The organism is Candidatus Accumulibacter propinquus, from assembly GCF_056856495.1.
The window spans coordinates 72983-85950 of record NZ_JBSEHC010000004.1; the positions used below are offsets into that span (position 1 = coordinate 72983).

Below are 12968 nucleotides of genomic sequence, written 5' to 3' on the forward strand. Positions count from 1 at the left end.
CGTTCACTATACTAATACGATGCTACAGTCTCATCTGGCGAGGAAGAGAAAGAAGCGATGACCGACCGGGATCAACCCGCCGACGATGGCACCGACCTGTCGAGCGGAACCGGGGCGAGCGACTGCGCCGCCCTGCGCTCACGTGCGGAGGAAAGCCTGCGCCGCCAGTCCAGTCTCCGCGTGGCCAGAGCCGAAGCTGTGCTCCCCGAATCGGCGCAGCGCACGCTGCACGAACTGCGCGTGTATCAGGTCGAACTCGAAATGCAGAACGAGGAGTTGCGCAGTGCGCAGGTGGCGCTCGAGGAAGCGCGGGCGCGCAATGTCGAGCTCTACGACCTGGCGCCGGTCGGCTACTGCACCGTCAGCCGGCAGGGCCTGATCCTCGAAGCCAACCTGACCGCCGCGACCCTGCTCGACATACGGCGGACGACGCTGATCGGGCAGCCGCTGAGTCGTTACATCACCAGCGACGATGCCGAACGCTTTCATCTGCAGCGCCGGCAGATCCTCGACACCGGCGAGCCGCTGGCCGGCGAACTGCGGATGTCGACCGCCGCGGGCAAGCCGTTCTGGGCACAGCTTGCGGCGAGCGCCGCAGCGGCCGCCGATGGTACGCCGGCGCTGTATGTCGTGTTCAGCGATGTGACTGCCAGGAAACAGGCCGAGCTCGAACTTGCGCGCCATCGCGATCATCTCGAAGACCTGGTGCAGGAGCGTACCGCCGCGCTGGCGGTTGCCAGGGACCTCGCCGAAGCCGCCAGCCGCGCCAAGAGCACTTTCCTGTCGACCATGAGTCACGAACTGCGCACGCCGATGGCCGGCGTCATGGGCATGCTCGAACTCGCCGCGCGCCGGACCACCGACAGCAAGACCCGTGAATACCTTGGCAAGGCGCTGGGTGCCGCGCAAAGCCTGCTGGCGATCATCAACGACATTCTCGACCTGTCGCGCATCGAAGCCGATCGCCTGCGGCTCGACTGTCGCCGTTTTACGCTCGGCTCGCTGCTGGCGCAGTTGCGGAGCCTGGCGGAGCCGCTGGCCAACGCCAAGGGCATCGCCCTGCGGGTGCACGTCCCGGCCGCGCTGGCCGAATACGCGGTTCTCGGCGACGATCTGCGGCTCGGCCAGATTCTGCTCAACCTCACCGGCAACGCCATCAAGTTCACGCCCGCCGGGTCGGTGTCGGTGCGCGTCACGCTCAGCGAAGAGCCCGGCGACGCACTGTGCCTGCGCTGTGAAATCGTGGATACCGGCATCGGCATTGCGGCAGCCGACCAGGTTCTCGTGTTCGAACCCTTCGAGCAGGCCGACCGCTTGCTGACGCGACAGTACGGCGGCAGCGGGCTGGGCCTGGCGATCAGCCGTCGGCTGGCGCACCTGATGGACGGCGAGATCGGCCTGAGCAGCGAAGTGGGCGTCGGCAGCGTCTTCTGGTGTACGGTTCGCCTGCGCAAGGCGGCGGACGCGGCTGCGCCCGTCGCTGCTCCCGCCGCCGACGAGCGGGCGGCGAACCGCCATCGCGGCAAGCGCATCCTGCTGGTCGAGGACGACGCCGTGTCGCGCGAGATCGTGCGGGAGCTGCTGGAGCATGCCGGATTCGTCGTCGATACGGCCGAGGACGGCTGGCAGGCGGTCGCCCTGGCGACGACCAACAGCTACCACCTGGTCCTGATGGACCTCGCGATGCCGAACATGGACGGTTTCGCAGCCACACGACTCATCCGCGCCCTGCCGAATCGCGCGGACCTGCCGATCGTCGCGTTGACCGCCTATGCCTGCGACGATGACCGGGCGCGCTGCCTCGCGGCGGGAATGAACGATCACCTGGCCAAACCGGTGATCCCCGGCGCGCTCTTCGGGATGGTCTTCTCCTGGCTGGATCGCTAATGCCGGTCATGGCGCCGCAGTCGGCGTCATGCGAGGCGAAAGCGTTGTGTCGCGCCCTTCAATTGTTCGGCAACCGCTTCGAGGCGGCTCGCGGCGGCGGCCGTCTCCTTGACTGCGGCGCCGTTTTCCTCGCTCGACTGAGCGATTTGCTCGACACGGGCGGCAACGTCCGAACTGGCGATCGACTGTTCCTTGAGCGCTCTGGTGATGTCCTCGACAACGGTGACCACTTGCTGCGAATGTGCATCGATGGTGTCTATCGCGCCTCCCGCCTCGCGCGACAATTGCTCGAAGCCACCGATCTGCGTCGCGACTTCGCCCATGCCGGTGACGGCTTCGCGGCTGACTGACTAGACCTGCCCGATCATGGCGCCGATTTCCCGGGTCGAGTTGCCGGTACGTTCGGCGAGCTTGCGCACTTCGTCGGCAACGACCGCAAAACCTCGACCCTGCTCGCCGGCCCGCGCAGCCTCGATGGCCGCGTTCAGGGCCAGCAGGTTGGTTTGTTCGGCTACCTCACGAATCACCCGGATGATCGATGAGATCTGCTCGGAATACTTGCCAAGCTGCTCGATTTGCCCGGCAACCTGGTCAACCGCGGCGCTGGTCGAGCGACCGCTGTCGATCATCCGGCCGATGATGGCGCGGCCTGCGTTTCCCGAGCGCGTTGCCGAGTTGCGAAGGTCGGCCGCCTGATCGGAAATCAGCGAAATGCTGACCGACATCTGCTCGACGGAGGCGGCCATCGACGCTGCGGCATCGGCCTGGGTCCCGGAGGAAGTCGACAGCTGGCTGGTGGTTGCGGACAACTGCTGGCTCATCGCGGCGACGGTTTCCGCATTGCCCTGGATGGCAGCGATGATCTGGCACAGGCCTTTCTGCATGTCGTTGCAGGACGCCAGCACTTCGGCAAGTTCGGTGGGGCCGGCGACCTCGATCGACCGGCTGAGGTCGCCGGCGGCGACCTGCCGGGTGGCTGCCTGGACGCCGGCCAGAGGTTGCACGATCGAGCGGATGATCAGCAGGGCAACACCGAGCAGCACAAGTGCGGCGACAACGGCGATGATGCCGATCCTGCGCAGCGTCGACGAACTCGCCGCATCGAACTCCCGGTCGGCGGCTACGGCTTCCGCCGACATCGAATTCGCCACCTTGTCCAGATGGACGCGAATCTCACGGACTTCCCGGTCGGCCAGTTCGTCGATCTGGCCGATTCCCTGTTCCACCCGATTCCGGTCGTCGAGTGCAGGGAGCAACTTCTTCTCGAAGATTTCTGCGAGCCGGTCGACCGACTGGCGGGCACTGGCTACCGCCTGCTTTTCTTCCGGGGTATCTGCTTCCTGGCCCAGACGGTCGAGGTCACTGTCCGCTTGCGCGCGCAGGCGGACAAAATCGTTGCGCGACTCATCGAGGTGTCGGTTGATGATCGCGTCGGCAAAGATCTGGTAGAACTGGGCGCCCAGCCAGCCGGCTTGCTGTGCCCGGACCGCACTCTGACTTCTGGCAAACCCGGTATCCTGAAGCGTGCCGAGACGACTGATCATCAGCAGGACCACGACGATCATCAGCGCGAGGGACGCCAAAGCGAGAGAAGCGAACGCCATGAGGCGGCTTTTGACACTCATCACCACGTCCTGTATCTCCTTATCGCTACAAGGGAATTCAACCGTGGCGATTGTCCCACTGCATTTCCGCAAGCGTCAATAGCGGCGATTGCCCGGTGCGCATCGAGGAAGCGAGCCGGTCGTCCCTTTTGGGCGTAGGATGTTGTATGCCGGACGCGGGCAATGGATCGGAGAGAGAGCATGAACGCCGCAAGAACGACCAAGAATAACTCGCCGCAATCGGTGGCGCCGCCTGGCGCTACAGAGGTGACCGAGGTCAGCTTTCCGATCGTCGGCATCGGTGCCTCGGCCGGTGGTTTGTCGGCGTTCGAGGCCTTTTTCTCGGGCATGCCTGCCGACATCGACCCGGGGATGGCCTTCGTGCTGGTCCAGCATCTGGCGCCGGACCACAAGAGCATTCTCGCCGAACTGATCCGGCGCTATACCCGCATGCAGGTCTTCGAGGTCGAGGACGGCATGCCGGTCAGGGTCAATTGCGCCTACATCATCCCGCCCAATCACGACATGGCGTTTCTGAACGGTACGCTGCAATTGCTCGAACCGTCCGAGCCGCGCGGCCGCCGGCTGCCGATCGACTTCTTCTTCCGTTCGCTGGCGCAGGACCAGCATCAACTGGCGATCGGCATCGTCCTTTCGGGAACCGGCAGCGACGGCACGCTCGGCGTGCGGGCGATCAAGGGCGAGGCCGGCATGGTCATGGTCCAGAGCCCGGAATCCACCGAGTTCGACGGCATGCCGCGCAGCGCCATCGCCACCGGCCTGGTCGATTGGGAACTGCCGCCGGCGGCGATGCCCGCGCAGTTGATCGCCTACGTCGCGCACGCCTTCGGCGAGCATTCCGCGCTGATCGCCGAGCAGACACCGAGCAACGAGAACGCGCTGAAGAAGATCTTCATCCTGCTGCGCGCGCAGACCGGGCACGATCTTTCCCAGTACAAGACGAACACCATCAACCGCCGCATCGTGCGCCGCATGGCGCTGCACCAGATCGAATCGATCGAAGACTACGTCCGGTATCTGCAGAAGTCGCCACCCGAGGTGGACGCCCTGTTTCGCGACCTGTTGATCGGGGTGACCAGTTTCTTCCGCGATCCGCAGGCCTTCCAGGCGCTCGAAGAGCAGGTGATCCCGCAGATCTTCGACAACACTCCGCCGGGCAGCGTGATTCGCGTCTGGTCGACCGGCTGTTCGACGGGCGAGGAAGCGTACTCGATCGCCATCCTGCTGCAGGAGCGGATGGAGGCGCTCAAGCAGGGATGGACGCTGCAGGTCTTTGCTTCCGACATCGACCGGCACGCGATTGCCGCCGCGCGCGCCGCGGTGTACCCGGCCAGCGTCGCCGCCGACATCTCGCCGCAGCGGCTGGCGCGCTTCTTCACCGCCGAGGCCGACGGCAGCGCCTACCGCATCAACAAGAGCATCCGCGACCTGCTGGTCTTCTCCGAGCATGACCTGCTCAGAGACCCGCCCTTTTCCCGACTCGACCTGATCAGTTGCCGCAACCTCCTGATCTATCTGGGCGCGGAGTTGCAGAAGAGCATCATTCCGCTGTTCCACTACGCGCTCAACCCATCCGGCATGTTGTTCCTGGGGACCTCGGAAAGCGTCGGCGGCTACTTCAACCTCTTTTCCGTGCTCGACCGCAAAGCGAAGATCTACCAGCGACAGGAAGATTTTGCCGGCAAGCAGTATGCGGCGCTGCGGCGCTTTCTGCCGACCAGGACGGTGCTTTCCCGGAGCAGCGCGAAGGGCGACTCCCCGGTCAGGCTGCCGCTACGCGAAGTCGCCGAACAATCGCTGCTCGAACAGATCGGCGTGGCCGGGGCGCTGATCAACGGGCAGGGCGACATCTTCTATCTGCACGGTCGCACCGGCGCCTACCTCGAGCCGGCGCCGGGCGAAGCGGGCATCAACAACATCCTCCGAATGGCCCGCGAAGGGCTGCGGCTCGAGCTCGGCATGGCCCTGGCCAAAGCCGCGAGCAGCCAGCACGTGGTGCGGGTGTCCGGGCTGCACGTCAAGACCAACGGCCACTTCAGCTGGGTTCGGCTGAGCGTCGGGCCGGTGACCCGCGGCACCGGCGTGACCCCGGAGTCGCCGCTGTACCTGGTGACGCTCGAAGAATCGCCGATTCTCGATCCCGCGGCGGCAGCCCTGCCGGCCGCCGGGGCAGCGGACACCGAGGTGGACGCGGATGCGCGCATGGCCGCGCTCACCGAGGAACTGCGGGCCAAGGACGAATATCTACAGAGTACGCGCGAGGAACTGGAAACCGCCAACGAGGAACTCAAGTCGTCGAACGAGGAGATGCAGTCGGTCAACGAGGAACTGCAATCGACCAACGAGGAACTCGAAACCTCCAAGGAGGAACTGCAATCGGTGAACGAAGAACTGGCCACGGTCAACGCCGAGCTGAACACCAAGGTGCTCGACCTGTCGCGCGCCAACAACGACATGAACAACCTGCTCGCCGGTACCGGCATCGCCACGGTCTTTGTCGACCATTGCCTGCGCATCCTGCGCTTCACCCCGAGCGCGTCGCAGATCATCAACCTGATTCCCGGTGACGTCGGTCGCGCCGTCGGCCACATCGTCTCCAACCTGGTCGGTTACGACCGCCTGGTGGCCGACGTGCAGGGCGTGCTCGACACCCTCGCCCCCAAGGAGGCGCAAGTCCGCAGTACCGCCGGCCGGTGGTACACCATGAGTATCCGGCCCTATCGCACGCTCGACAACGTCATCGAGGGGGCGGTGATCACCTTTGTCGACATCACCGAAATGCGGCGGATCGAAGACGCCCTGGCGAAAGAACAACCGTCGTTGCGCCTGGCGGTGGTCGTCCGCGATGCCTTCGACGCCATTACCGTGCACGACCTGGACGGCCGCATCATCGCCTGGAATCCGGCCGCGGAACGGATCTACGGCTGGAGCGAGGCCGAGGCGCTGCTGCTGAACGTCCGCGACCGCATCCCGCCGCTGCTGCGCGACGACGCTCTGGTCACGCTGCGGGAATTTGACCGGGACAGTATTCCGGAACCCTATCACACGCAACGGCTGACCAGGAGCGGGGCGGTCCTGGAGGTGTCGGTGACCGCCACCGCGCTGCTCGATGCAAGCGGGCAGATCTATGCGATGGCGACCACCGAGCGGGTGCGCGACGCGCCGGCGCATGCCCCTGGCGAGGCGTGACATGACTCACCGCAACCGGCGCCTCGCGGATCCCCCGACCATGGCCGACTACACCAGCGCCGATTGGGCGCGGCGCCAGCAGGCCGAAGCGCGCTTCCTGGCGAAGGCGGCGCCGCCGTCGGAGCGTCGGCAAGCGCTGTCGCTGGACGACACGGGTCTGATGCTGCACGAACTGCGCGTGCATCAGATCGAGCTGGAGATGCAGAACGAGGAATTGCGACAGGCCCAACTGGCGCTGGACATCGAGCGGGCGCGCTATTTCGATCTCTATGACCTGGCACCCGTAGGCTACTGCACGCTGAGCGACGCGGGCCTGATCCGGCAAGCCAACCTGACGGCGGCGAGCCTGCTGGGCGACAGCCGGAGCAGGCTCGCCGGCCAGCCGATCAGCCGCTTCATCGCCAGGGCGGATCAGGACATCTATTACCTGCACCACAAGCGGGCTCTCGAAAACGGCGAGCCGCAGGCCTGCGAATTGCGGATGGTGAAGGCCGACGGTACGTCATTCTGGGCTCACCTGGCGTCCACCGCCGCGCCGGAGGTCGATGGTGGGGTTCTCCGCCTGGTGCTCAGCGACATCAGCGAGCGCAAGCACGCCGAAGCCGAGCGGGCCAGGTTCGAGCAGGTGCTGCAGGAACAGAACGCCGAACTGGAGCGCGCCAGGCGGGTGGCGGAAAAAGCCAACCGGGCAAAATCCGAGTTCCTGTCGAACATGAGCCATGATCTGCGCACACCGCTCACCGCGATCCTGGGTTTTGCCCAACTGATGGAATCCGGCTCGCCGCCGCCGACGCCGTCGCAGGCGCGCAGCATCGCCCAGATCCTCAAGGCGGGCTGGTACCTGCTGGGGCTGATCAACGAAGTGCTCGATCTCTCGCTGATCGAGTCCGGCAGGCTGCTGCTGGCGATGGAATCGGTATCGCTACCCGAACTGATGGCCGAATGCCAGGGTCTGGTCGAACCGCAGGCGATCGAGCACGGCGTCAGCGTGTCCTTCCCCCGCTTCGACCGGCCGTGCCTGGTCCAGGCCGACCGCAGGCGACTGCTGCAGGTGCTCACCAACCTGCTGAGCAACGCCATCAAGTACAACCACGCCGACGGCACGGTGGCCGTGACCTGCCGTCCGCGCCTCCCGGAGATCTGGCGCATCAGCGTCCGCGACAGCGGCCCGGGCCTGTCGCCGACGCAACTGGCGCAGCTTTTTGAGCCGTTCAATCGTCTCGGACAGGAGGTGGGTGGCGAGGAGGGCACCGGCATTGGCCTGGTCGTCTGCAAGCGATTGGTCGAACTGATGCACGGTGTCATCGGCGTCGACAGCCGCGTCGGCGGAGGCAGCACCTTCTGGATCGAACTGCCTGTGGCGGCGGCAGCGCAGGCGGCGGCCGCAGCCGCAGCGACCAGCGTCCCCCAGTGCCCGCCTGATGAAGGGTCATCGCCGCGTACGCTGCTCTATGTCGAGGACAATCCGGCCAATCTGATGCTCGTCGAGGAGATCGTCGCGCGCCGTTCCGATCTTCGTCTGCTGAGCGCGCGCGATGGCCGGGGCGGCGTCGACACGGCCCGCGCCTGCCGGCCCGAGGTCATCGTGATGGACATCAGCCTGCCGGACATCAGCGGTATCGAAGCGTTGAAAATGCTCGCCGGCGATCCGGCAACGGCGCACATCCCGGTGATCGCACTGAGTGCCAACGCCATGCCGTGCGACATCGAGAACGGTTTGCGGGCGGGCTTCTTCCGCTACCTCACGAAGCCGATCCGGATCGACGAATTCAGCGCTGCGCTGGAGTTCGCGCTGGAATTTGCCCGTTGCACGCACCCGGATGGGTGCAGCAGTCGCGACGGGGAACTGGGCCACCGGTGAGCCAGGGCGAGCAGGATCCGGCAGAAGGCGCCGCGGCCGCGGAACCGGCGACCAACGAAACTGCGGGCAGCGCGCCGACGCTGCGGCAGCGCGCCGAAGCACGCCTGCATGGACTCGGTGTCGAGGCGGCGGACGGACTCGAAGACTGGCTGCCGGCCGTGGGTCGGCAGGCCCTGCACGAACTGCGCGTACACCAGATCGAGCTCGAGATGCAGAACGAGGAACTGCGGCAGGCGCAGCTGGCCCTCGACGCCTTGCGGGCGCGCTACTTCGAACTCTACGAACTGGCGCCGGCGGGCTATTGCAGCGTCAGCGCAGAGGGCCTGATCGTCGAGGCCAACCTCGGCGCCGCGACGCTGCTCGGCGTCACCCGCGGACGCTTGATCGGACAGCCGTTCAGCCGCTTCATGGCGCAGGACGACGCGGACAGCTTTTATCTGCGGCGCAGGGAGATCCTGGCGACCGCTCAGCCGCAGACCTTCGAACTGCGCCTGCGCAGACCGGAGGGCCAGTGTCTCTGGGTACATGTTTCGGCCACCGCCGCGTCTGAAGAGCAGGGCGGCGCGTTCCTCTACCTGGTGCTGGTCGATATCAGCGAACGCAAACTGGCCGAAGAAGTCGGGCGCGAGCAGCAGGAGTCCTTCCGCCTGATCGCCGAGAACCTCGACGGTTTCGTCGCCGTTCTCGACCGCGAAGGGCGGCGGGTGTACAACAGTCCGTCCTATACCCGCCTGGTCGGCGAACGCGATATTCGCGGCAGTTCATCGTTCGAGGAAGTCCATCCGGACGACCGCGCGCGCGTCATCAAAGCCTTTCGCGAGACCGTCGCCAGCGGTGTCGGCCAGCCTCTCGAATATCGCTTTCTGCGCGCCGACGGGGGCGTCTGCCTGCTGGAGTCACGCAGCGGCGTGATCCGGGACGCCGCAGGCCGCTGCAAACAGGTGGTCGTCGTCGCGCAGGACATCACCGAGCGGCGGCTGGCCGAGGCCAGAATCCACCATCTGGCCTTTCATGACCCCTTGACGCAACTGGCCAACCGCCTGACGCTGATGGACCGCCTGCAGCAGGGCATGGCGGCCAGCAAGCGCAGTGGCTGTCATGGCGCGCTGCTGTTCCTGGACCTGGACAATTTCAAGCCGGTGAACGACCGGCACGGCCATGCGGCGGGGGATCTGTTGCTGATCGAGGCGGCGACCCGGTTGAGCGGCTGCGTGCGCGCGGTGGATACCGTCGCGCGCTTCGGTGGCGACGAGTTCGTGGTGCTGCTGAGCGACCTGCCGGCGGCGGCCACCGAAGCCTGCGCGCAGGCCCGGCAGGTGGCCGAGAAAATCCGCCACGCCCTGGCACAACCCTATCGCCTGACGATCCGGCAGGCGGGCCAGGCCGACACCGGGATCGAGCACCAGTGCACCGCCAGCATCGGCGTGGCGCTGTTCATGGACCATGCGGCGAGTGCCGACGACCTGCTCAAGTGGGCCGATGCGGCGATGTACCAGGCCAAGGAGGCCGGGCGCAATCGGATCGCTTTCCATGCCGCCTTGCGCCCCGGCCGCAACTCGCGGCAGGTCAGCGGGCGTCGCCGGGTGAACGGCGAGTTCGACCCGCCGGACAACCGCTGGTGGCGGGAGCAGGCCACCAGCACGGTCGTCGACGCCCTGTATGCTCGCTATCCGAGTCTGGCGCGACGCTTCGGGCCGGGTGGCCGGCAGGCCTGCGCCGCGGACATCCAGGGTCACCTCGACGCTCTCGATGCGTCGGTGGTGACCGGACAGCCAGGCCTGTTCGCCGAGTACGCCGTGTGGTTGAAGGACGTCCTGGCGAGTCGCGGCGCGCCGGGAAGTTATCTGGCCGAATCCTTCGAACTGCTCGCCGGATTCCTCGGCGAGCATCTGCCGGCGGAAGACGGCGAACGCGTTTGCCCGCTGCTGCGCGCCACCAGCGACGCGCTGCGGCAAAAGGGACTGCCGGCCCGGTCGCTCGACGCCCGCGTATCGCCCCTGGCGGATGCCTCCCGCTACCGGAAGGCGGCGCTGGGCGGTCGCCAGAAGCTGGCGCAGAAACTGATGCGCGAGCTTCTGCAGGAAGGCCTGACGCTGACCGAAGCTTCGGTGCGCCTGATCCAGCCGGCCATGGTCGAGGTCGGCGAGCTGTGGCAGGGGAACCGCATCAGTGTCGCGCAGGAACACCTGGCGACGGCGATCAGCGAAAACGTCATCGCGCGCGCCTACCTGCAGGCGACTTTCGCCGCGCCGGTCGGGCGCACGGTACTCCTCGCCGGCGTCACCGGCAACCTGCACACCCTTGGCCTGCGGATGGTTTCCGACGCTTTCGAGACGATCGGCTGGGACGTGCTGTACCTCGGGGGGGATGTGCCGATCATCGACCTGATCCGGCAGATCGACGCCAGCCCCGTCGACGTGCTCGGCCTGTCGCTGTCGCTGCCCGCCCATCTGGTGGTCGCCCGCGAGACCGCCCAGCGCCTGCGGGCCGAACTCGGTAACCGCTGCCCGACAATCCTGATGGGTGGCCTCGCGACGCACTTCGGCGAGCGCATCTGGCGGTCGCTGGCGGCCGACGGCTGGGCCGCCGATGCCCTGCAGATCGTCGAGCAGGGCGGGTCGTGAAGCGGCGGCGCGGGCGCGCGTAAGGCGATTTCCACGAGAGAAGATCCCCAGAGTTCTATGACTTTGCGTATTGCCAAAGCAACTCCTCCCCCTTCAAGGGGGAGGTTGGGAGGGGGATGGGGAAAAGAGCCGTCCTTTCCATGCATGATCACCCCATCCCCACCCCAGCCCTTCCAATCGCAAACGTCGCTGTCGCGACCTTCCCCTTGAAGGGGAGGGAGTGCGCCCATGGTCGATATGCGCATTGCTGGAAACCGCCTAAAGTCGCCGACCGGCTTGGGGTGGCCGGCGCAGGTTTGCGAGTCTCTGTGCGGCACCGTACAGATGCTCCCGGTGGTTCTGCCTACAGTGTTGCTTTACCTCAGGAGAACCGACCATGAACCCCATCGCCAAGTATCTTTCCGCAACCTTTCTCGCCGTGACGCTGCTCACCTCGGTTGCGTGCTCATCGACACCGAAGCAGGAGGGAACCGGCGAGTATGTCGACGACAGCGTCATCACCACCAAGGTCAAGGCGGCCGTGTTCAATGAGCCGATGCTCAAGTCCGCCGAAATCAACGTTGAAACCTTCAAGGGCGTGGTGCAACTGAGCGGTTTCGTGAGCTCGCAATCGGCGGCGAACAAGGCGGTCGAAGTCGTGCGCAGCGTCGGTGGCGTGAAATCCGTGAAGAACGACATGCGGATCAAGTGAGCGCCGGCTGATTGCCGCTGCCAGCGGGCGACGCGTTCGCCGGCAGCGGCGCAGCGGTGATTCGTTCGTCACCGGCGCGCAGACCCTGGGGGAGGAAACGTGTGGCAAACCCGGCCAACCACCCGCAGCGTCTTGCGCTCTACCGCGAACTGCACGCCCGCCTGCCGGCAACACTCAAACGTCTGAAGGGCCTGCTGCTCGCGTCGCTGAGCGCGTGGATCGATCACCGCGCAGCGAGCAAGGGCGCCGCGCTGGCCTTTTATACCCTGTTCTCGATGACGCCGATCCTGGTGCTGGCGATCGCGGTCGCCGGTTATTTCTTTGGTACCGAGGCGGCCCAGGGCGAGATCGTCGGCCAGGTCCAGGGCCTGACCGGACCGAACGGTGCGCAGGCGATTCAGGCCTTGCTGGCCGCCGCCCGCGATCCCGCTTCCGGCTTGCTCGCGACGCTGCTCGCCGGCGGCCTCCTGGTACTCGGGGCGACCAGCGTGTTTGCCGAGCTGAAGGGCAGCCTGGACGAGATCTGGGGTGTCACCAGGAGCACGCGGTCGGCTTTCATGGTGCTCCTGCGAACCCGCCTGGTGTCCTTTGGCCTGGTGCTTGGCCTGGCGTTCCTGCTGCTCGTCTCGCTGGTCGTCAGTGCCGCGCTGGCGATGCTCGAACGCTATGCGGGCGGCGCGTGGGGCAGTTCGGGCGTGTTTTTGTCCACCATCGCCCTGCTTATTTCTTACGCCATCATCGCCTGCATGTTTGCCGTGATCTACAAGACCCTGCCGGATGCGCTGCTGTCCTGGCGCGATGTCTGGATCGGCGCCGCGTTTACGGCCGGCCTGTTCGTCTTTGGAAAGTTTGCGATCGGCCTGTATCTGGGCAACAGCGGCGTGGCTTCGAGCTTCGGTGCCGCCGGATCGCTGATTGCCCTGCTGCTCTGGGTGTATTACTCGGCACAGATCTTCTTTCTGGGTGCCGAATTTACCCGCCAGTACGCCCTCGGGTTCGGCAGCCTGCGGGCCAGGCAGCCCTGCGACGAGGAGCGGGGTTGCCGCGATGCCTCCCGCGAAGTCGATTGAGAGCTCGCCAATCCTGGAAGG

Annotated in this window: 8 protein-coding genes; 6 read left to right on the top strand and 2 right to left on the bottom strand. The window is 66.0% G+C overall.

What is annotated here, in order from left to right; all coding sequences use genetic code 11:
* Positions 1-57 precede the first annotated feature (57 nt).
* The gene (locus tag AC15MQ_RS16455) at positions 58-1887 is read left to right on the top strand and encodes a PAS domain-containing hybrid sensor histidine kinase/response regulator (protein WP_483080703.1); all 1830 of its coding nucleotides are present in this window, start codon (positions 58-60) and stop codon (positions 1885-1887) included.
* 26 nt (positions 1888-1913) lie between these two features.
* On the opposite strand, the gene AC15MQ_RS16460 is transcribed toward AC15MQ_RS16455, so the two are convergent.
* Together AC15MQ_RS16460 and AC15MQ_RS16465 are read right to left on the bottom strand one after the other, a co-directional pair.
* Positions 1914-2210, bottom strand: coding sequence for a hypothetical protein (locus AC15MQ_RS16460; RefSeq protein ID WP_483080704.1), 297 nt, complete (start codon positions 2208-2210; stop codon positions 1914-1916).
* A 27-nt stretch (positions 2211-2237) separates the two neighbouring features.
* A complete protein-coding gene (locus AC15MQ_RS16465; protein ID WP_483080705.1) occupies positions 2238-3512 on the bottom strand; it encodes a methyl-accepting chemotaxis protein in 1275 nt (424 codons plus the stop codon).
* A 180-nt stretch (positions 3513-3692) separates the two neighbouring features.
* Here AC15MQ_RS16465 and AC15MQ_RS16470 point away from each other — a divergent pair, with 180 nt between their 5' ends.
* The 5 genes from AC15MQ_RS16470 (at position 3693) to AC15MQ_RS16490 (ending at position 12947) form a co-directional block, all read left to right on the top strand.
* Positions 3693-6701: a CheR family methyltransferase gene (locus AC15MQ_RS16470; RefSeq protein WP_483080706.1), complete on the top strand. Its 3009-nt coding sequence runs from the start codon at positions 3693-3695 to the stop codon at positions 6699-6701.
* Between the two features lies 1 nt (position 6702).
* On the top strand, positions 6703-8562 hold the full coding sequence (locus AC15MQ_RS16475; RefSeq protein WP_483080707.1) for a PAS domain-containing hybrid sensor histidine kinase/response regulator: 1860 nt from the start codon (positions 6703-6705) through the stop codon (positions 8560-8562).
* Positions 8508-11186, top strand: a complete 2679-nt coding sequence (locus AC15MQ_RS16480; protein ID WP_483080708.1) for a diguanylate cyclase domain-containing protein — start codon at positions 8508-8510, stop codon at positions 11184-11186. Before AC15MQ_RS16475 ends, AC15MQ_RS16480 begins: the two co-directional genes overlap by 55 nt.
* A 376-nt stretch (positions 11187-11562) precedes the next feature.
* On the top strand, positions 11563-11877 hold the full coding sequence (locus AC15MQ_RS16485) for a BON domain-containing protein (RefSeq protein ID WP_287652355.1): 315 nt from the start codon (positions 11563-11565) through the stop codon (positions 11875-11877).
* Positions 11878-12026: 149 nt separating this feature from the next.
* On the top strand, positions 12027-12947 hold the full coding sequence (locus AC15MQ_RS16490; RefSeq protein WP_287652466.1) for a YihY/virulence factor BrkB family protein: 921 nt from the start codon (positions 12027-12029) through the stop codon (positions 12945-12947).
* Positions 12948-12968 lie beyond the last annotated feature (21 nt).

Excerpts from the sequence above, each read along its gene's own strand:
- AC15MQ_RS16460 (WP_483080704.1), bottom strand. The coding sequence starts at position 2,210 with ATGGGCGAAGTCGCGACGCAGATCGGTGGCTTCGAGCAATTGTCGCGC.
- AC15MQ_RS16475 (WP_483080707.1), top strand. The coding sequence starts at position 6,703 with ATGACTCACCGCAACCGGCGCCTCGCGGATCCCCCGACCATGGCCGAC.
- AC15MQ_RS16465 (WP_483080705.1), bottom strand. The coding sequence starts at position 3,512 with ATGAGTGTCAAAAGCCGCCTCATGGCGTTCGCTTCTCTCGCTTTGGCG.
- AC15MQ_RS16485 (WP_287652355.1), top strand. The coding sequence starts at position 11,563 with ATGAACCCCATCGCCAAGTATCTTTCCGCAACCTTTCTCGCCGTGACG.
- AC15MQ_RS16470 (WP_483080706.1), top strand. The coding sequence starts at position 3,693 with ATGAACGCCGCAAGAACGACCAAGAATAACTCGCCGCAATCGGTGGCG.
- AC15MQ_RS16455 (WP_483080703.1), top strand. The coding sequence starts at position 58 with ATGACCGACCGGGATCAACCCGCCGACGATGGCACCGACCTGTCGAGC.